The organism is Aneurinibacillus sp. Ricciae_BoGa-3 (assembly GCF_028421645.1).
Classification (GTDB): domain Bacteria; phylum Bacillota; class Bacilli; order Aneurinibacillales; family Aneurinibacillaceae; genus Aneurinibacillus_B.
The window spans coordinates 2,351,753-2,371,710 of record NZ_CP116887.1 but is presented as its reverse complement, the minus strand read 5'-3'; the positions used below and the strand labels follow the sequence as shown (position 1 = coordinate 2,371,710).

The 19,958-nt window shown below is 44.5% G+C and carries 15 protein-coding genes and 2 pseudogenes; 8 read left to right on the top strand and 9 right to left on the bottom strand.

Annotated elements, in window-relative coordinates; all coding sequences use genetic code 11:
* Nucleotides 1-7: 7 nt before the first annotated feature.
* The 3 genes and pseudogenes from allD to PP175_RS12015 form a co-directional block, all read right to left on the bottom strand.
* Nucleotides 8-1,021, bottom strand: coding sequence for an ureidoglycolate dehydrogenase (allD, locus tag PP175_RS12025; RefSeq protein ID WP_272443252.1), 1,014 nt, complete (start codon nt 1,019-1,021; stop codon nt 8-10).
* A gap of 175 nt (nt 1,022-1,196) precedes the next feature.
* Nucleotides 1,197-2,201, bottom strand: coding sequence for a LacI family DNA-binding transcriptional regulator (locus PP175_RS12020; RefSeq protein ID WP_272443022.1), 1,005 nt, complete (start codon nt 2,199-2,201; stop codon nt 1,197-1,199).
* Nucleotides 2,202-2,434: 233 nt separating this feature from the next.
* Nucleotides 2,435-3,280: pseudogene (locus PP175_RS12015) on the bottom strand (reverse transcriptase domain-containing protein); the annotation flags it as partial.
* An 86-nt stretch (nt 3,281-3,366) separates the two neighbouring features.
* On the opposite strand from PP175_RS12015, the gene PP175_RS12010 reads away from it, so the two are divergent.
* Together PP175_RS12010 and PP175_RS12005 are read left to right on the top strand one after the other, a co-directional pair.
* Complete coding sequence (locus PP175_RS12010) at nt 3,367-5,280, top strand: tyrosine-type recombinase/integrase (RefSeq protein WP_272443021.1); 1,914 nt, start codon at nt 3,367-3,369, stop codon at nt 5,278-5,280.
* Nucleotides 5,273-6,046 carry a tyrosine-type recombinase/integrase gene (locus PP175_RS12005; protein WP_272443020.1) on the top strand — a complete coding sequence of 258 codons (774 nt, stop codon included), beginning with the start codon at nt 5,273-5,275 and terminating at the stop codon, nt 6,044-6,046. The genes PP175_RS12010 and PP175_RS12005 overlap by 8 nt, the downstream gene beginning before the upstream one ends.
* A gap of 272 nt (nt 6,047-6,318) precedes the next feature.
* Here the strand turns inward: PP175_RS12005 and PP175_RS12000 are convergent.
* From PP175_RS12000 to PP175_RS11990, 3 genes and pseudogenes are all read right to left on the bottom strand, one after another.
* Nucleotides 6,319-6,744, bottom strand: a pseudogene (locus PP175_RS12000) (reverse transcriptase domain-containing protein); the annotation flags it as partial.
* Nucleotides 6,745-6,982: 238 nt separating this feature from the next.
* Nucleotides 6,983-7,150, bottom strand: a complete 168-nt coding sequence (locus PP175_RS11995) for a hypothetical protein (RefSeq protein ID WP_272443019.1) — start codon at nt 7,148-7,150, stop codon at nt 6,983-6,985.
* A gap of 98 nt (nt 7,151-7,248) precedes the next feature.
* On the bottom strand, nt 7,249-7,746 hold the full coding sequence (locus PP175_RS11990) for a DUF2062 domain-containing protein (protein WP_272443251.1): 498 nt from the start codon (nt 7,744-7,746) through the stop codon (nt 7,249-7,251).
* 243 nt (nt 7,747-7,989) lie between these two features.
* Between PP175_RS11990 and PP175_RS11985 the strand changes: the two genes are divergently transcribed.
* The gene (locus PP175_RS11985; protein ID WP_272443018.1) at nt 7,990-8,142 is read left to right on the top strand and encodes a hypothetical protein; all 153 of its coding nucleotides are present in this window, start codon (nt 7,990-7,992) and stop codon (nt 8,140-8,142) included.
* 33 nt (nt 8,143-8,175) lie between these two features.
* Here the strand turns inward: PP175_RS11985 and PP175_RS11980 are convergent, their stop codons facing one another.
* Nucleotides 8,176-8,952, bottom strand: a complete 777-nt coding sequence (locus PP175_RS11980) for an enoyl-CoA hydratase/isomerase family protein (protein WP_272443017.1) — start codon at nt 8,950-8,952, stop codon at nt 8,176-8,178.
* A 247-nt stretch (nt 8,953-9,199) separates the two neighbouring features.
* On the opposite strand from PP175_RS11980, the gene PP175_RS11975 reads away from it, so the two are divergent.
* From PP175_RS11975 to PP175_RS11965, 3 genes are all read left to right on the top strand, one after another.
* The gene (locus PP175_RS11975) at nt 9,200-10,816 is read left to right on the top strand and encodes an ABC-F family ATP-binding cassette domain-containing protein (protein WP_272443016.1); all 1,617 of its coding nucleotides are present in this window, start codon (nt 9,200-9,202) and stop codon (nt 10,814-10,816) included.
* A 181-nt stretch (nt 10,817-10,997) separates the two neighbouring features.
* On the top strand, nt 10,998-14,081 hold the full coding sequence (locus PP175_RS11970) for a heparinase II/III domain-containing protein (protein WP_442870441.1): 3,084 nt from the start codon (nt 10,998-11,000) through the stop codon (nt 14,079-14,081).
* 72 nt (nt 14,082-14,153) lie between these two features.
* Nucleotides 14,154-14,570, top strand: coding sequence for a DUF2203 domain-containing protein (locus PP175_RS11965; protein ID WP_272443014.1), 417 nt, complete (start codon nt 14,154-14,156; stop codon nt 14,568-14,570).
* 124 nt (nt 14,571-14,694) lie between these two features.
* Here the strand turns inward: PP175_RS11965 and PP175_RS11960 are convergent, their stop codons facing one another.
* Both PP175_RS11960 and PP175_RS11955 read right to left on the bottom strand, forming a co-directional pair.
* Nucleotides 14,695-16,386: a methyl-accepting chemotaxis protein gene (locus tag PP175_RS11960; protein WP_272443013.1), complete on the bottom strand. Its 1,692-nt coding sequence runs from the start codon at nt 16,384-16,386 to the stop codon at nt 14,695-14,697.
* Nucleotides 16,387-16,572: 186 nt separating this feature from the next.
* Nucleotides 16,573-18,501 carry a glycoside hydrolase family 15 protein gene (locus tag PP175_RS11955; protein ID WP_272443012.1) on the bottom strand — a complete coding sequence of 643 codons (1,929 nt, stop codon included), beginning with the start codon at nt 18,499-18,501 and terminating at the stop codon, nt 16,573-16,575.
* 161 nt (nt 18,502-18,662) lie between these two features.
* On the opposite strand from PP175_RS11955, the gene PP175_RS11950 reads away from it, so the two are divergent.
* Together PP175_RS11950 and PP175_RS11945 are read left to right on the top strand one after the other, a co-directional pair.
* Nucleotides 18,663-19,196 (top strand): mismatch-specific DNA-glycosylase, encoded by a 534-nt coding sequence (locus PP175_RS11950; RefSeq protein ID WP_272443011.1) that lies wholly within the window; start codon nt 18,663-18,665, stop codon nt 19,194-19,196.
* Between the two features lie 93 nt (nt 19,197-19,289).
* Complete coding sequence (locus PP175_RS11945; protein WP_272443010.1) at nt 19,290-19,877, top strand: guanylate kinase; 588 nt, start codon at nt 19,290-19,292, stop codon at nt 19,875-19,877.
* The last annotated feature ends 81 nt before the right edge of the window (nt 19,878-19,958 follow it).

Genomic DNA, 19,958 nt, shown 5'->3' with positions numbered 1-19,958 from the left:
TCCCTCCTTACCCATGCATTAAATAGTTGTATACGCTTTCTGTCACGGGTACGCCATTCTGGATGCGTTCTTCCTCTCGTAACTGCTCAGGCTCTCCTGGAACCAATACCCGGTTGAATCCTTCTGCTGGCTTCGTTTCATGGATTTCGTCTATCATTCGATCCATATTCGCTAAGAAAGACTGCGGGTCGGTAAACATGGCTGGATTAATCACGCAAAAGAAGTGGCCAAGCTTCCGCATTTCATTATAGGCGCCATACATCGGCGTAATATGCGGGCCGAAGGCGGAACCCGTCATAATTCCCGATAAAATATCGACAACCATTGCCAGACCGTACCCTTTTGGTCCTGCAAACGGCAGAAGAGCTACAACCTCATTTGGATCGGTTGATGGTTTCCCGCTGCTATCTACACCCCAGTCAGCTGGAATCGTTGTTCCTGCTTCTCTCGCATGCAGAACCTTGCCGAACGCGACATTGCTCGTAGCCATATCCAAAATAACCGGCTTGTGTTTGGATGCTGGAAAACCATACGCGATTGGGTTTGTCCCAAAGTATGGTTCCGCACCGCCGAATGGCACCACAACTTTATCCGTCTGCGTCATGGCCATGCCCACAAGGTTTGCTTCTGCCGCTTGTTTAACAAAGTAGGATAAGGCGCCACAGTGACTGCTGTTAATGACACTAACCATGCCTATTCCATTTCTCTTTGCTAACTTGATAGCATGTTCCATCGCATATTTTGACACAACATGACCAAGGCCATCATCTCCGTTAAAAATCGCTGTTACTGGTCCTGTTTCTTTAACTGAAAAGTTTGGGTTTACATTTAATCCTCCTTTTTTTACACGCTTCACATAGTGTTCGGTACGAAGAACCCCGTGGGAAGTAACCCCTCGTGCATCAGCATGAACCAGCACATCTGCTACGATGTCAGCGTGATCGGAAGGCACACCAGCTATTTGTAACTTGTTGGAACAACCTAATTTCAAATCTTCATACGGTACGAGAACATCCGCCATTCTTTTTTCCACTCCTGTCACTCTTAAATGGGCATGCAATTTGGTTTGCTGCCTTGTGTATTTTCTCGGGTAGACTGATTTGCTTCGACTGCCAGTCTATGGGAAAAAACACGGTTTGAATAGAATGATAAAATTTATTTCTTTCATGCCTTTTTCACCCCTCTTGCTTAAAAAATTATACGGAACCTCGAATATTCAACAGAGGCGCATACCGAAATAAACGATCAGTGTCAGCGTTCTGGGTTTTTTTTATTTTCGCCAATAGTAAAGCAGCAGCCTCTGTACCCATCTGATAAGCAGGTTGCGAGATCGTGGTGAGGCTTGGCGAGAAGATATGGGCAAAGGACACATCATCAATCCCTATTAACGCAATGTCCTGCGGAATCCGAAGGCATCGGCCTTTTACAAAATCTAAAACCTCTATCAATGCCAGATCATTTCCTGCGAGAATGGCTGTTGGAGGCTCAGTCAGTGCAAACAACTTCTGTAAATGGCTATTGATGTCCCCAATATCCCGGCTTATGATGTAATCTTCCCGCAATGTTAAACCATTCGCTGCAATTGCCCTTTTATAACCGTCTATCCGCTCCACCCGGGGAGTAATCGAACGAAGAATCGAGGTTGTCACAATCGCAATATGGCTGTGACCTTTTTCTACAAAATAGTCCACCGCAATCCGGGCCGCTTTATCGTTGTCAAGGAGAAAGGAAGGAATCGGAAGTGCCTGGACGATACGGTCCATAAAAATGATTGGATATTTCTGTTGGATCATTGATTCATATAAATCGTAGTTTCCACCAGTTGGAAAGATAATGAGTCCATCCACTTGTTTCGCTTGTAGCATTTCAATATAGCGTTTTTCCTTCTCCGGTTGATCGTCAGCATTGCAGACAATAACATGAACATCCTGTTCCTGACATATGTCTTCAATGGCCCGGATCACTTTCGTTGAAAACGTATGCAAAATATTCGCCACGATTACGCCGATGGTACTTGTTCGCTTCTGTTTGAGACTTCTTGCCACAATATTAGGTTGATAATTCAACTCGCGTATTGCTTCTTCAATCCGCTGTTTGGTCTCCTCCCGCATATAGGTAAATCGTTTGTTCAAGTACTGGGATACCGTGCTTTTGGATACATTCGCTAAGTTGGCTACATCGTGGATTGTAATTTTACTCATGGTGGCCCACCTTTTAGGTGATTTTTCATAAACCGATTTACTAAATCGATTTAGTAAATCGGTTTTGTTTATTATAATACAGAATTTTAATAATAGACAATAGTTTTTTTGCTTTAAATCATAAAAAGTGGATCATGGCATAGCGATCTTTCCGCGAGAAATCGAGTAGGAGGGGGTGATTAACCCCCGACCTCTCACACCACCGTACGTACCGTTCGGTATACGGCGGTTCATTATGTACTCCGCAACGAGTCATATCGTTCTGCCAGACTCTTAAGCTGAAGCGATTCGTAGAATCGATTATTCAACATTCGATCCAGGACAGGACTGTTGGAAATACGCCAGTATCCCTTGCGGGAATTACCCCACTCGAAGGCTTTTGCTTTAGGAACACCTAAAGCGATAAGCCTTTTTACTTTTGTACGGGGAAGTTTCCACTGTTTCCATAGGCACATCCGCAATCGTCTGCGAATCCACATATCAAGACTTTTGAAAACACTTGGCGTATCTGCCAGCGCAAAGTATCCCAACCATCCCATGAGATATTGATTGAGTTCCTCGATTCTATCATCGATAGCCATCGGACTCTTCCGGGACGTGATCGCGCGGATTTTCTGTTTAACTCTTTTCAGAGATTGGGGAGCGATGCGGACTTTCGGATTGACATGGAAGGTAAAGCTAAATCCTAGAAATTTGCGTTTCCATGGACGGTCTACCGCACTCTTTTCCTGATTCACTTTAAGCTTGAGTGTTTCTTCAATAAAGTTGGTCACCGATGCTTTCACCCGTTCTCCCGCTTTACGTGTACGAACGTTAATATTACAGTCGTCTGCATAGCGGACAAACTTGTGTCCTCGCTTCTCCAGTTCCTTATCCAGTTCATCTAATACGATGTTGGAAAGCAACGGACTTAGTGGACCACCTTGCGGCGTGCCCTCTTCCGAATCTCTGACAACTCCATGTATCATGACACCCGCTTGAAGAAATCGACGAATCAAGAGAAGAACCGTTTTATCTTTTACTTTCTCCGCTACCTTCCTCATCAACCGATCATGATTCACTTTGTCGAAGAATTTCTCTTTAGCGATATAAGATAGACCCATAGGATCATCCCTAGACAAGATCGTGAGATCTTGTAAACTAACTTCAGAGAGGTACACATCTTATGGAATCTATCATCGAGGATTATCGAGAATATCAAACCATTATTCGAGGATATACGCCAAAAGTGGTGAAAGCTACTTGGCGGGAACTCAAAAAGCTAGCTCAATATCTGGAGAACTTATCCATCAACTTTCAAAACGTTCAACTCGTTCACCTGGAGAACTACTGTATTGAACGTACAGAAAGTAAATCTCTTGGATACCGAAATGTAATCATTAGTCAACTTCGTTCTTTTTTTAATTATTTAGTGCAGCAAGAATTCCGTTTAGAAAATCCTGCTCGTCATCTAAGGTATACGAATCTAGATCTTTATCAATCCTTACCTGAGATCGCTTCAATAGAGGAAATTCAAGATTGCCTAAAGGAATTAAAAAGGCAAATCGACAGTTGTTTGAGCCGTCGTCAATTCGACCCTATCCGAAAGCGTAATCTGGCCTTATTTGCTCTTTTGTATGCCTCCGGCATTCGAGCTGGAGAAGCAGCAAACTTACAGATCAGAGATATTCTATGGGAAGAACAAGTTCTCATCATTCGAGAAGGAAAAGGGCGAAAAGAACGGCGAGTTCCCGTCGTTAATGAGATATTAGAATTACTTCAGATTTATTTAGCTACGCGTAATGATCTTGAACCTAACGCACCGCTATTCTTAACCTGGCGGAAAGAAGCGATGGACAACAACTTAATAGGTGCTACCTTTAGGAAATATCATGAGATGTGGGAAAAATCCCTTCGCCCCCATCAACTACGCCATATTTGTGCAAGTCATCTGTATCAACAAGGAGGCAATATCGTACAAATCAAAGACTGGTTAGGCCATAAACGGCTGACAACAACCCTTCATTATACTCGGATTCAAAACCCAGAGATAGAAGCAACACTGGAGTCACACCCTATCAACGAAATGTCTTGTTCATCAAAACCCAAGTTGGAAATTGTTAACGTATCTAGCCAAAATAAACCACTACGTCGAAAATATACGATGACTCCCATAGCTGAACCTCTTACAGGAAAATTAGCAGAACAAATTCAAGAATTCCTTCGAACTGCAGAGGGTATGAAGAAATATTCGAAGGGTACGTTAAAGGAATTTCGTTTTAGTCTTACTCGATTTGCCGTAGGCTGTCCACATTGTCTGGAGAAAGGAATTGAGGTGTTACGTGCCGTAGACATCATTCGCTGGCTTAGTGCTCGTAGACAAGCCGGAATCTCTCCTTGTACGATAGACAAAAATCTATCCCACCTTCGCTCATTTATGGCTTACGCCATAGACCGTGGCTGGAGAACTGAAAATCCGATGGAGGCACTTAAAATGGTACCCAAACAACCGAAAGAACAAACCTATTTAACGGAAGAAGAGATGCTACGTATACTTTCTGCACCTGATCGCTCAACTAACCAAGGTTTTACGGACTTTATTACTCTTTTGGTACTCTATGCAACAGGGCTCCGTGTCGGAGAACTGAGTGCTCTAAACATCGAAGATGTGGACCTAAAAGAAGGCTGGATTCATGTACGAGAAGGAAAATCAGGTGATCGTCAAACAGCTATTCCTAAAGCAGCTATTGGCGACTTAAAAAAGTATGTTGGGCTCTATCGCAAAGCCAAATCGGGCCCTTTCCTATTGAATCAAAAAGGAACTCGTATTAAACCATGGACCATAACAAGGCGTATACGAAAATATTCCGAAGCTGCTCATATTGAAAAGCCTGTTAGCCCTCATACCATTCGTCATACTTTTACGGCTCATCTTATCCAACGAGGTGGAAGAGTAGAAGTCATAGCTAAAGCACTTGGACATAAGTCATTAAAAGAAACCACCCCCTATGCTCACGCCGATTTCGAGGATATCAGAAAAGCCGTTAGCCTACTTCGCAGAAATATTCCACCCGTGTCAGGAGAGAAAAAGCATGAATAATGAAGCCATTCTTAGAGAATTTCTCGACTATACCCAATTTGTTCGAGGTTGTCGTCCTAAAACCGCCGATGCCTACGCCATCGATATGAAAGTTTGGCAAACATTTTGTAGAAATGACTACCCACAAATGGACAATCCCTCCAAAGCTAAAATGGTTGTGGATTATATCCGCTACCTTCGTGTTGACCGTAAGAATGGTTCTTCTGCTGTGCAACGTAAATTGGCCACCCTTTCAGCATTTATCGACTATCTCATTCTTATGGAGATAATAACTCCTAAACAAGATGAACGAAAAAAATGGCCGAAACTTCTCGATACACCGGAACGACTTCCAGTGGTCTTAGAAAACAAAGAAATTCAACAGATACTCACCCAACCAGACACCACAACTATTTTAGGCCGCCGTGACCGGGCAATCCTTACTTTGATCTACTCAGTTGGACTACGAGTAAGTGAAATCTGCTCCCTCCAGCTACGTAATGTCCATTGGGAAGAGAAACGAATTCTGATTCAAGGAAAGGGGGGACGGGAGCGATATGTACCACTGGATTCAATCGTTGAAGACGTCATTAAGGATTACCTCACTTCTAGAACTAGCACTATTTCTGAGCTCTTTGTCAGCAAAAAGGGAGGTGCGCTAACTTCTCGAGCTATTCAGTTTATGGTTAAGAAATATGCGGCACGAGCTGGTATCGATAAGAAAGTCACTCCCCATAAATTGCGACATACATGTGCTACTCACCTTTGCAAGAAGGCGCTCATTTAGTGGCCATTCAAAAATTATTAGGCCATAAGAGCCTAAATACGACTCAAATTTATCTACACATCACCATTACAGACTTAAAACAACTTTCTCAACGCCATCCGATGCGTAAAATGCGTACTGTCATAGGCTTATGCGGTAAACCAGTAACTTGTTTTCAAGCACCTTACGGTGCCCGAACGGGTACGTAATTCTGAAATACTGCGATTTAATTAGAAAAACATAGATAATAAACGTTAATTAACTTAAATAGGCGAGGGCCACTCTAAATTAATATCGCTAAATTTCTCCAGATCCATGTCGACCACCCACCTATATCCCTGCTGCATGTAGCGCTTCGCTTTCCTTACGGCATCATGTCCACGCCTTGCAGGGCGGAATCCATAACTATGGTCAGAAAAGCCAGGGTCAAAGAGAGGCGTCAATACTTGCGCAAGTGCCTGTTGAATGAAACGGTCGGTCACGGTAGGGATGCCTAACTGCCTCACGCCGCCGTTCGGTTTCGGGATTTCGACCCGACGGACTGGGCTCGGTTTATAGGAGCCCATCTCGATGGAACGGCGAATGTCATGCCAGTGTTCCTTAATATGTGCTCGTAGGAGTTTAACTGACATACCGTCCACGCCATGACTTCCTTTATTCCGTTCCACTTGCTTTAGGGCAAGTAAGAGATTGTTCCGTGACAGCAATTGTTCAATCATAACGTATACTCCTTGCGTGAATGAAAGGCCCAATTTGTGCCGAACGCACACTCCGCCCTTCTGAAGTTCCCCGTGGATTCACCACTTCTTCCTTCAGATTCGACCTCACGGTCGACACCCTTGCCTTAAGCTATGGTTACTACTGCCTTCACCATTCGGGACTTGAACCCTATAGATAATGCCCATGCCGGGCGCACTAAAAAAAGCTCCACTGGCTAGCAGTGGAGCCTGAGTTTCATTAGCATTCTTCATATAAAAATTCAATAAGGCCCAGGTCATTTGCTTTTCTCATAATATCAGGCAGAGGTATATTTAATTTCTCTGAAAGTTCATCTGTCCTCATGGTGTCAAAGTTTTCCTTAATAAAAGAAATTTGCTCAGTTGTCCAAGTAGATGCAGATTTCAAAATTAAATCCCCCTCTTTGCAAATGTAAAGCTATTATACAGAAATACAAATGAAAAGAAAAGGGAACTTCCTGCCAGGAGGCTCCCTTGTTTTGATATTTATATGCAGGAATAAAGTTTTTGTCTTTTTTTAAGCCGGTACATTTTTTGCTTCTCGTAAAAGTAATGCACGATAAAGTATGAAATCAAGCCTAAAATCAAACCGAAGATCGACATACCAATCAATATGTGGATTCCCCCATGTAAAACACCAATTAAACCATGGAAATCAAAATGTAACAGTTGCTTCAAATTAAAGTGTGCTTCCCCCCCGCTTTTATCCGTCATTGGGTAGATCCAGTGTCCAATCTTTCTCGCAAACGGAAGAAGAAGCACCGGAAGAAACGTTAATTTTCCTACGACATTGCCGATAATGGCAGCGGGCAGAGAACCCCTCGATAATGTCACAATAGGGATAAACAAAATATAAATCAAAGAAGCTGTTGATATGACAAGCATTTCTAATCCAAATCCGATGGCAAACCCAAGTGATACCTTTTTTGCTCCGCCCGGTGAGCGAAGAAGTTTAATAAAATTCAATTTGAATACACGAATCATTCTCGTAAAAAAATTGTTTTTTCTCTTATTAGCCACTTTAATGTTCACCTCTCGTAATAAAGACGATTATAAAGCCGCATTTGTTCAATTAGAAGAGAAATTTTTGTGATCGAGAAAAAATATATACTTCTGCCCACAGAACTCTGTTTGGGATACAAATCCTGGAACCTGTAATCCATGAGTATGCTTGCGTGAATTAACCAATACTACACGGTGAAAGCAATTCAGCAGGAAGGAATGTGAGTGAAAATGTCAGATAAGCATTTGCCCACCAATCATCTTGATGAACTAAACAGCGCGCAAGAAGTTCTCTACCCTCCTGACTACAGAAAAGCTGATGCTATTCTATACAAGGGGAAAACCGAAGAGAATAATCAAGAAAAAACCAGAGAATAGTCCTCTGGTTTTTCGTTTCATTAACTATATTTATTATTTGCCTGAAAAGACCGGCTTTCTTTTCTCTAAAAATGCCCTTGCCCCTTCTTTAAAATCATCTGTTCCAATCAACTCACCTTGCACCTGTGCTTCATAAGCCAGCAGCGCGCGAAAGTCCCCTTCAAGCCCCTTATTCATGAGCTTTTTGGTAAGACCGATTGAACGGGTCGCACCCTGGGCAAGTCGTTCGGCAAGAGCTTGAGCCGCACTGACGACTTCCTGATCCGGCACTACATCAGCTACAATCCCCCACTCTTTTGCCGTTGCCGCATCAATCGCGTCTCCCGTAAAGAATAGCATTTTAGCACGATGTACACCGATTAACCGGGGCAGAAGGAATGCACCTCCCCCATCTGGCGCCAGGCCAATTTTAACAAATCCCTGGCTGAAATGAGATTGCTCACCGGCAATTAAAATATCAGCCGCCAGAGCCAGGTTAAAGCCCAGGCCTGCTGCTGCGCCATTAACAGCTGCAATAATAGGCTTCTCCATCTCCAGCATATCCAGGATAAACAAATGAATTTGATGAAGCATTTTGATTTCGTTCTGATCTGATAGGGAACTAAGACTTTGTAAATCGCCACCGGCACAGAAATTTTTTCCTGCCCCTGTAAGTACAACCGCTTTAATTTCACTATCCTGCTTGACCCGGTAAACGGCTTCTGCTAATTCGCTGCACAGTTGCTCATCCATCGAATTGGAGCGTTTTGCATTATTAAGTGTAATGGTCGCTACCGATCCCGAAATATCTACTAATACTTTTTTATCCATAAAATCCCTCCTGGTGCATCATTTATGTACTGAATAATGAATTCTCTATTTGTTCTGTTAATTCCTGCGTGAATGACGAGTTAAATTTCCAATAAGCTATCGCAACCTGACAGGGCAAAATGAACTTTGAACTATTCCTACATTTTGAACCTCTCGAATGGAAATGCGCGAATTGATAGCAGATGTATGATATAATTCATCTTTGAACAGGTTGAATATGTGATTAAAAAAAGGACGGTATGCATACATGATAAGTACGACTAGTGTTACCCTTCGGTATGGTGGGCGCGCGCTCTTTACCGATGTAAATATAAAATTCACCCCAGGCAATTGTTACGGATTAATTGGGGCAAACGGAGCCGGCAAATCTACGTTTCTCAAAATTCTTTCCGGTGAAATTGAGCCGAACAGCGGCCAGGTTAACATTACTCCTGGTGAACGTCTCGCTGTGCTGAAACAGAATCACTTTGAGTTCGATGAATGCAATGTCGTCCAAACGGTGATTATGGGCCATCAGCGCCTGTATGAAATTATGGTAGAGAAAGATTCCCTCTACGCCAAGCCTGACTTCTCAGAAGAAGATGGGATTAAAGCGGCGGAACTTGAAGGGGAATTTGCCGAGATGAACGGCTGGCAGGCTGAAGCCGATGCGGCTGAACTGTTAATCGGTCTGGGCATTACCACGGACCTTCACGATAAATTTATGAAAGAACTGGACGGAAGCGAAAAAGTTCGCGTACTCCTGGCGCAGGCGCTGTTTGGCAACCCTGATATCCTGCTGCTCGATGAGCCGACGAACCACCTGGACCTCGAATCCATTAAATGGTTGGAGAACTTCCTGCTTAACTATGAAAATACCGTTATTGTTGTCTCCCATGACAGACATTTCTTAAATAAAGTATGTACCCATATCGCTGACCTTGATTTTGGAAAAATTGAATTGTATGTTGGAAACTACGATTTTTGGTATGAGTCAAGCCAGCTGGCCCTGAAATTAATGAAAGACCAGAATAAGAAAAAGGAAGAGAAAATTAAAGAACTTGAAACATTTATTGCCCGTTTCAGTTCGAATGCTTCCAAAGCTAAACAGGCCACTTCCCGGAAAAAGCAGCTCGATAAAATTACGCTGGATGATATCAAGCCTTCCTCCCGTAAATATCCCTATATTAACTTTAAACCTGACCGTGAAGCGGGTAAGGACATCCTCACGGTACAGAATATCAGCAAAACAATTGACGGCGAAAAAGTACTGGACAATGTAAGCTTCATCGTGAATAAGGGAGATAAAATCGCCCTCGCTGGACCTAACGAATTGGCGAAAACGACACTTATGCAAATATTAATGGGTGAACTGGAAGCAGACGCCGGTGAATTTACATGGGGTGTAACCACTACACAAAGCTATTTCCCGAAGGACAACACGGCCTATTTTGATGGCATCGAGTTAAGCCTTGTGGATTGGCTGCGCCAGTTCTCCCGCGACCAGGATGAGACGTATGTACGTGGCTTCCTTGGGCGTATGCTGTTTTCCGGTGAGGAAGCACTGAAGAAAGGGAATGTGCTGTCCGGCGGCGAAAAAGTCCGCTGCATGCTCTCCCGTATGATGCTCTCAGGTGCCAATGTCCTCCTGCTGGATGAGCCAACGAACCATCTTGACCTCGAATCGATTACAGCCCTGAATAACGGATTAATCGATTTTGATGGCAGCCTGTTATTCGTCTCACACGACCACCAGTTTATGCAAACCATCGCAAACCGGGTCATTGAACTTACACCGAACGGTATAATCGATCGTAAAATGGAATACGATGAATACCTGGACAACAAAGAAGTTCAAAAACTGCGCGAAACACTTTATGTATAAATCAAAATAAAAAGCTGAATAAAACGAAAGCCGATGATTCCGGAACACACGGAACATCGGCTTTTTGTTTTAGACGGTACTGATTTCATTTCCGTGTCGGTTCACCTTCTCTAGCGACTTTCCTTTTGAATTTGAATCAATGATTACCGATGAAGTCATAAATAATCGGTAAAACTTTTTAATGGTTTGGCACTCGATAGCGTATAGTTATAGTAGAAATCCATTGATTGGCGGGCATTGTTACGAGAGGAGGGGATGGAAGTTGGCACCTAAAACAGGCTTTTATTTCAGTTTGAAACATGCAGATATCGCGAGGAAAAACATTAAAAGTCTCACCTGGGCCAAAGGCGCCTATTCCAGAATAAAGGCTGAGTGCGATGCATTTATCAGTACTTTCGATGACGAGAAGCTGTACGCTTGTATCCTGCGCATGAAGGATCAAGTTTTCGCCTATGGCATAAACGGCTGTCCGAATTGCAAGCAAACCTTTCCTATTGCACCTGACAAACAGGCGAAGATGTTTGCAAGTTATCCTCATCAACAATTTACCTGTTTGAACTGCCAGATGACCTTTCCCAATGATCGTTTCCCTGACAGCGGGGATGGGCACATGCTTGATGGCAAACCATACTATTTAATCGGAATGTGGAACTTTTACACAGCTGGCCAGCTGCTCGGCGGAGTACGGGATCACGAAGGCATGGTTACGCGGTTGGTGTATCTCTATATGATCACTGGCGAACTTGTCTACGCCCAAAAGGCGCTCGTTATATTGGACGCTTTTGCCGCGATCTATCCGGGTACGATTGGCCCAAGGGATTTTACCCCGTTTGGCAGTAAACAGGAGATGGGCCGCCTGCATCTGCTAACAAGTGTTGTGTATAGAGTGAAAGTATTTCTGGCACACGATTACGACTGGTTGTATGATCTTGAAGAGCTTGACGGTGTATCGCCTGCCCTGCTTCAACTGGGAGGAACGGAAACGATGCGCACCAATATTGAAAACATGCTCCATGATTATTTGCTGACAGAGCCTGGTGGACCGGAGTATAACCTCGATGGTGGCAGGCTGACTGGCCTGCATAACCATGAAGCAGATGGTGTGCGCGCCATGTTAGCTGTAGGTCATGTACTTAAATCTGATACTTATAAAAAATGGGGCATCAACGGGGCTGAAGCTTACTTGTATAATGCAATAGGCAGGGATGGCATGTATTTCGAGGGCTCGTACGGTTACTCCATTTCTGTCATCACCATGCTTACGGATATTGCTTTATTTGCTATGAATGCATCATCCAAAGAACAACTTGAATCATTTCACCCGTTCAACACTGCCCGTTTCTTCAAATTTTGCGTAGAAAATCCGCTGCAGATGCTGTGTCAGGGGCACCTTCCCGCATATGGAGATTGGGGAAGAGATATGGGGGATTCTACTCAGCCTGATGCTAGGGCGCTTGAGACCGTTTACCGTTCAGCGCTTCAGTTTTATCTTTTCTCAACAAACCCTTCTATTAAACAAAGAGCTCTCGATAGCATGCTCAAAGTGTATCCCCTTATAGATAATAGACTTGGCAGCGCAGGACTGGATTTATTTTTTCCCCATCCAGCTTCAGATAGAACTGCAGTATATACTCCACCGTCTCGGGCCGTTATTCTAGGGCAGGCTGGCATTAACATCCTGCGTGGCCCCGATAGTCAAACGATTCTGATGAGAACAGGCGCAAATATGACGCACAGTCACGATGATGCCCTTGGATTTACCTACTATGCGCACGGCAAAGAAATCTCAGCAGATATCGGCTATGCGATCTACGGAACCAATGGCCATTATGGCTGGGGCACGCGCGCAATCGCACACAATACGCTGGTGGTAAATCAGGATCAGGAAGTAAGACGTGGTCAAATTTACAAACCCTTCTCCGGGGGCAGCCTGCTTACCCTGTATGAATCTGATTCGGTCTGTGCCATTGAGGGAGAAGCCGTTGAGCTCTACGGTATCGACGCTTATCAGCGAATGCTGGGTATGGCCTGTCTGCCAAACACTTCGCCTTATCTGGTCGATTTTTTTTATGCTGATGGTGCGCAAGCAAGCGATTACGCCTTTCACGCCTTTCAGGAGAACAGTACGCTAAGTCTATACCACACAGACGTAGTGGGTAATAAATACTGGACATTAGCCGGGGTTGATTACAAAGGCAAGAAGCCGTACTTTGACGAGCCGGGAAAAAGCTTTGGTGAGCGCCTGACAGCCGGCGAAACCTTCACTCCGCTACTAAGTGGAGAGCGGGCGCAGGGCTGGACACCTGAAATAAATAATGGCTACGGCTTTATTTTTAATGTGCAGGAGTATAGGCCGCTTCTTAACACGTTTGCAGCCGAATGGAAATCTTTCCAGCAGCATAAACTCAAGCTGTTTCATATCTGTGATTTATCCGATCGAATTTTTAGTGGAATTTATCCAAGCCTTGAAGGAAGCCAAAGGCGCCCCATGCTCATCATTAGAAGCAGCCGGCCGCAAAAGCAATTTGCTTCTGTTATTCAAACGTTTAATGATAAGACTGATGAAGATGGTGTAGTTGACGTCCACCGCCTGTTTACGCGAGGCTGTCAGGTTATTGCTTTTTGTATTCTCCTTGCCGATGGGAATCTGGATTTCTGGGCTTATAGCCCGGTATTTCAAAGAATGACCATTCGCACACGGTTTGGCGAGTGGCACATTTATGGCCGTTGCGGCTGGATCCGAACGGATAAAACAGGGGAACTTCTTTCATCAGCCTGCATTCAGGCAAGTACCATGCAGTATTCAGGGCAAACAATTGAGGGTAAACAAACGGCCTGGCATACCATTGAAAAACTTGATCGTTTAGGGGAGCGCTTCACTTGTACAGTGCCTGAAAATTTTTCAGCCCGCCCTATCCGTTACATAAAAATCGCCTCCTTACCTACCGGTAAAAGTTCCATTTACCCGGTTTCCCGCATAGAACAGACAGGAAAAACGGCACAAATATGGTTACAAGATTCCTTTATTCTATCAAAGGGTAAAGTCACAGCAAGCACAAAAAACACGGTTCGATCTGACACTCCCCTTCCGCTCGCTCCCTCGTTTATTGGAAAGATAATCATAGGCGCAAGCGGCGGCCGGGCCATTGTAACAGGATATAAAAGTTTGACAGAGCTCACCGTTTCCTATAAAACCCGTTTCTCAATCGGGGAACCCTTTACGATCACCGATGTGGATGAAGGCTTTTATTTCACACCCCTTTAATAAAGAATGGGCTGTTGGGTGGAGAACACGGATCATTTTTTTGTATAATACAGGCAAGGAGTGTGGTAGACAGTGAAAAGGTACTTTACCCTTGATGAGGCGAATAATCTGCTGCCCCAAATTAAAGAGGCAATTGAAAGTGTGCAGGACATTCAATATGAGTTCGCGAAGAAATATCACGCTATGAATGATTATAAGAAGCGGTATGTACAGGGTGAAAAACCGCAAGACTATGAAGAATATGTCTTCCTGGAAGAAGCAGGCCTGGAGTTTATGGAAATTCAAACCCGTGCACATCTCTCCGCCATCCATGAAACGGGTGTGCTAGTAAAAGAGATAAACCCTGGCCTTGTTGATTTTCCTTCGCTGATGGATCATAAGGAAGTGCTTCTCTGCTGGAAGCAGGGGGAGCCGCAAATTAGCCATTATCATGGAGTGGACGACGGTTTTGCAGGCAGAAAGAAGCTAGACATTAGAAACCTTGGCTGACCCAAGCCGCAGGCGAAGGTCGGCAGCCTTAGTTGCTTATGTGTAAGGATACGTATATACTTACCTATCCACTAAACTAAAAAAGCCCCCGAAGGAGCGACCGCCATGCTCCTAGGGGGTTTTCCTAAATCTTGAATTTGGAAACTTCCGTCCGCAATTCCATCGATAGCTTGCTCAGAGAGTCGGCTGACGCCGTAATCTCCTGCATTGAAGCTAGCTGTTCCTCAGTTGAGGCTGCAATTCCCTGCGTGCTCACCGATATTTCAGAAGATACTTGCGCGAGCTGTTCAACGGAGGCCGTAATCTGTTCAGTGCTGGCGGACATCTCTTCTGTTGCCGCTGAGATCTCCTGAATATCCTGCGTAACTTGTTGGATCGACGATAAGATTCGTGTAAAAGCCTGACCTGCATCGTTTACCACATCCGTACCAGATTCAACTTCCCTGGTGCCCCTTTCCATTGAACCGATGGCCTTCTCCGTATTGTTCTGTATCACTTCAATAAGTGTGGCTATTTTTTCGGTAGATTGCTTGGATTGTTCCGCGAGTTTACGAACCTCATCTGCCACTACCGCAAAACCTTTGCCGTGTTCACCGGCACGCGCTGCCTCAATTGCAGCATTCAGAGCGAGTAAATTGGTTTGGTCGGAGATTTCATTAATCGTATCGATAATAAGCCCGATCTCATTTGAGCTCTGTCCCAGCGTATGGATGACTGCGGCAGAATCCTCAACAGCTGCACGAATGGCACTCATCTGTTTGATTGTTTTCCCAATTACTTCGTTTCCTTGTTCCGCCTCTTTCAACACATCCATTGTCATTTCGGAGACAGTCGAAGTGGATTCCGCAATTCGCTGAATGCCAATGGCGTTTTCCTCGATAGCCTTCTTATTTTCTTCCATGCCTTTCATTTGGGTGTCTGCCCCGCTGGCAACTTCCTGAATAGAACTTGCCACCTGGTTTGCAGCCTCAGAGGATTGCTCCGCACCTGCGTATAACTCTTGGGAAGAAGCAGCCACCTGTTCAGAGCTCTGGTGTATTTGCTCAATAAGTTGACGGAGATTAAGCTTCATCAGATTAAAAGAAGCGGCTAATTCCCCTATTTCATCTTTGTTTGTTACTTGTATATCCACTATTGATAAATTGCCGTCGGCTATCTGCTTAGCCGCTTCACCTACAATTATTACAGGCCTAGATATGAGGCGGCCAATATAGTAAGCGATTATAAGGCCTAATACTAACGTGATAAGGCTGATAATCAATACGATCAATTCGATAGAATGCACGGTTACCGATGTATCCGCACTCCCGCTGTCCAGCAAACTCTGCTGGAGTGAAGCCATCTCCGCCGCTTTATTGATAATTTGTTTCCCTATGGTGTCGCCTGAACTCGAAATAAGCTGCATGTATAAGCTCTGGTTGTTTTGCCTCTTATACGTGATTATCTGGTTGTTAATCTGGGCATACTGCTGATTTAGGTTTTTCAAATCTGATAGGATAGCTTTCGCCTTGTCCAATGTGACGATTGTATCCAATTGTTGTGTGAGCAGGTCAATTTGCTGTTTGGTCTTTTCATAATCTAACCGCTGGGATTCATCGCCCAGCAGGAGATAAGCATGAATATCTTTAGACTGCTGGCTCGTAAGCTGCATCAGTTCCTTTGTCAGAATAAGTTTTTTCGCACGGTCGCTAATTAAATTCGAGTACGTATGGTCAACCACAGAAATCTGGTAATTGCTCACCCCTGCCAGGATGCATAACAGAATAAGCACAGCAGCGAAACCGGTAAATAACTTTTTGCCAATTGTCATTCTCATACTCAGGTCCCCCATCGTTACTTTTCAGAATGATACAACTATACCCCTTCCCCTTAACCTAATACGAAAATAGTAATGGATCGATCGAAACACACCTAAATCATAACACCCAGTAGTAATTTTTGTGAAGGAATTTTCGGTGATTATGGTAAGAAAGTCCGTAATGCGGTTCTCGCCTCTCATCCATTATTCCTGCATCATCCAAACCGTAAGAACAAACATCGCGTGCGACCATGTTAGCGGAACCACCCAAGCAGGCTCTCCTGTCTTCCTGTCAATTTGTTCTGGAAGCAGCTGCATCTCCGTGGCATGTTCCACGCACCATTGAATTAACTTTACAGCTTCCCCTCTATTTCCTTGTTTTAGAAGGAATTGGGCTAACCATAGCGTTGTTAAAATCCAGGGATTTCCGCCGATATACTGATCATGTTCATACCGAAGAATTCCTCCAACATCAGGGACTGTCAAATGATGTTTTATGGCATCCGCTGTTCGCTTCATGAACTCACTGTCCGGCGCAACCATGCTAAATGGAACCGCTAAGCCCAGCAAGCTGATATCGAGAACTGGATCCCGCTCGATTTCTAGATAGGTGTACCCCTTCAACCCCTTTTTTATCTGAACTGCAATCCCCTGCTCTTCCCAGAAAGGCTTAGTTTTTTTATCTACAGCAACCTTCGCTCCGCGGTAAAATGCCTTTCGATCCGGATTCCACAGAGTTGAGAGCACAGCCTGTTTCATTTGTTCTGCCGCCGTTTGCCATTTGGCGGCCTCATCCAGATGACCAAGCTCTCTGGCTATTGCGGATATACCTATGAATCCTCCATATACGGCTGCTGCCGAATAAGTATGTTCCCCGTTTCGCTCTTCCCACAGATCCCGGCTTGGCTTAGGAAGACCGGTATGGCTGTCAACATAAGACAGCAAAAATTCGCCTCCTTTGGCTGCTGCTGTCCATATCCGTTCTAAAAATGCCCGATCTGGTGCGGCCAAGTAATGTTGCCACATGCCCCAGATGATTGAGCCACCCTCATCGATTTGCAGCCCCCACGAAGGAGCCAGCTGTCCATCATGATAGTGCCGCTGTTGCCATGATCCATCTTCACTCTGGGCGGCAAGCGCCCACAAATAAAAGCTGCGGCTGAGAGCCGTCAGGCCAGCTTTATCAAAAGCCGTTGTTATGTAGGCGGCATCCCGTCCCCAGCAATAGGCATAACCGCCACATTGAGAAAAGGTCTCATCAAATTCTGGTGCTGCAATTACCGCGCCTGTCTTATCATCGGCCATTAATTTAAACAACAGCAGCGAACGGTTGTAAATAGCTGCTGCTTTCTTGTCTGCGATTTTCGGCTTTGGAAGAGGCGCCAAATAATGTCGCCAGTAGGAGGCCGTTTTGGCATACGCCTGTTCTGCACCCGCTAACTTCGCTTCCTCTAATTGGGCTGCGGCTTCCTGAATGGAGCGGCCTGCTGCGAGGAGTAGCGGTATGCTTACGGTTTCACCGGGCTGCATATGCAGTTTCCAGCTCAAAGCTCCTGAAGGGGCCATCGCTATGGATGAGCCATTCAGTCTTCCGCCATTTATATTAGCTAATACATCACCACAGCCAAATCCATCGCATATCCGGCTGCTGCCGACAGCAAAGGCATAATCACGGCGGAAATGGATGAGGGCGTCCTCTTTTTCATCGAATAAAGTAGTGTTATAAAGCGGGTGCTCCATGATCTCCATAGATGAATAATAAAAAAAGTGACCAGTGAAGGGAGCCCTGCCGCTGTTGGTTATATGAAAATGCCGAATATAATGAGCCGAATCTGGCACAGCATAATCCAATGTTTTCACCTGCAGTTTAAGTCCAGGATGGGCTGCGATACTTTCTACAATATTGGTGTCAGCATGATACGATTGTTTATGTTCCCAGCCCATTTGCGGTTCATCAATCCAACTAATCTCCTTTAAAGCGGCTGGTATAATCGCCGCTCTTGTAACATCAACATGCTGCGGAAAATCGATATGAGGCCACCACAAGCGATACAGACGGCCATTCTGCCCTAAAGTGCCCAAAAAGGAAGAATTTCCTACAACGGCATTTGCGAGGTAAGGCTTTTTCTCCACGTGGTTGCTCCTCCCGGCCGGAAAGATTATAGTTTTACCATATATAGTTTCTCATTATTTTCATGCAGTAGCAATTATTTGATGGCAAACAAGATACGCCATTACGATTGAGGCTGTCCATGGCAAAAGTTATTGCGATCAGGGCATAGGAGGCAGACAAAATGGAATATATTCTGGATCGGATTCGTGAAAATCTGGAAGTGCTTTTTGTTGGTTTTAATCCAAGCGTGCGCTCAAGCGAAGTTGGACATCACTTCGCCAATCCATCCAACCGATTTTGGACGGTTATGTATGAAGCAGGTTTTACTCCACGTAAATATAAGCCCGAAGAAGATGATGCCATGCTTGATCTTGGATATGGATTTACAAATATCGCAGCAAGGCCAACGCGCACCGCTGCGGAAGTTACGAAAGAGGAATATGAAGAAGGCAGAGAAATTCTGCGAGCAAAAATCTTGCGCTATCGGCCGAAAGCTGTCTGTTTCGTTGGTAAAGGTGTTTATCAGATCTATAGCGGACGCCGCATTCTTCCCTGGGGCATTCAAGCCGATCCGGTTATTCCCGGAATAATGGAATTTGTCGCCCCTTCTACAAGCGGGCTTGTAAGAATGAGGCTGGATGAAATGGCCGCCATTTTTCGACAGCTAAGAGAGCTGTTAGATGCAGAGAAAGCGTTCAAAAATCAAGCAAGATAATTCGTTACAATTTTTGTTTTTTTTCAACAAATAGATTGACAAATCAGATATATTAAAATATATTTGAAGTATTACTCTATGGAGGTGATCGTTTTGTCAAACGTAACGGATACCCCCAGGATTTTTGTGTTCAGCGGCCCATATGGTGCAGGAAGAAAAACGATTGCTGATATGGTTGCCGCCACTGTTGGTATGGAGCGAATCATCCCTTATACGACCCGGATTCGGCGCTCAGCAGAGGTTGATGGCCAGGATTACCATTTCATTAGCCGCGAACAATTTGCAGAGGCGAAAAAGAAAAACGAATTTGTCGAGATACTGGAACTTGACGGCATCCTCCATGGCATCAAGGAACAAGAGGTTGACGATAAACTTCAAAAATATGGCCTTGTGTATATGATTTTGAACCGCTATGGTGCGGACCTCATGAAAGAAAAGTATGGAGATTCACTTGTCCGGCTGTTTATTCATGCCGATGTGGATACGATAACGAAGAGGCAGAGACAACGAGGATACTCGGACGACGTAATCGCCCGCCAGCTGATTCACTATGATCATGTCATGGAATATATGCACAAATGCGAGCACGCTTTTGCCAATGGCGATATTGCCCATACCGCATTTGCCGTGAGTCAAGTGATCGAGTCTTATTTAAAGCGCAAATTTATTGAAACCGCCTAACTTTATACAAAATACAGGAATTAATATAAGCCCTCTTAGCAGAGGGCTTATATTAATTCCGCTTCACCAGGCTCTTACAAT

What these genes read in the sequence shown, in the direction of transcription:
- allD (WP_272443252.1), bottom strand. Translation starts at nt 1,021, where the DNA reads ATGGCGGATGTTCTCGTACCGTATGAAGATTTGAAATTAGGTTGTTCC.
- PP175_RS12020 (WP_272443022.1), bottom strand. Translation starts at nt 2,201, where the DNA reads ATGAGTAAAATTACAATCCACGATGTAGCCAACTTAGCGAATGTATCC.
- PP175_RS12010 (WP_272443021.1), top strand. Translation starts at nt 3,367, where the DNA reads ATGGAATCTATCATCGAGGATTATCGAGAATATCAAACCATTATTCGA.
- PP175_RS12005 (WP_272443020.1), top strand. Translation starts at nt 5,273, where the DNA reads ATGAATAATGAAGCCATTCTTAGAGAATTTCTCGACTATACCCAATTT.
- PP175_RS11990 (WP_272443251.1), bottom strand. Translation starts at nt 7,746, where the DNA reads ATGATTCGTGTATTCAAATTGAATTTTATTAAACTTCTTCGCTCACCG.
- PP175_RS11980 (WP_272443017.1), bottom strand. Translation starts at nt 8,952, where the DNA reads ATGGATAAAAAAGTATTAGTAGATATTTCGGGATCGGTAGCGACCATT.
- PP175_RS11975 (WP_272443016.1), top strand. Translation starts at nt 9,200, where the DNA reads ATGATAAGTACGACTAGTGTTACCCTTCGGTATGGTGGGCGCGCGCTC.
- PP175_RS11970 (WP_442870441.1), top strand. Translation starts at nt 10,998, where the DNA reads ATGGTTTGGCACTCGATAGCGTATAGTTATAGTAGAAATCCATTGATT.
- PP175_RS11960 (WP_272443013.1), bottom strand. Translation starts at nt 16,386, where the DNA reads ATGAGAATGACAATTGGCAAAAAGTTATTTACCGGTTTCGCTGCTGTG.
- PP175_RS11950 (WP_272443011.1), top strand. Translation starts at nt 18,663, where the DNA reads ATGGAATATATTCTGGATCGGATTCGTGAAAATCTGGAAGTGCTTTTT.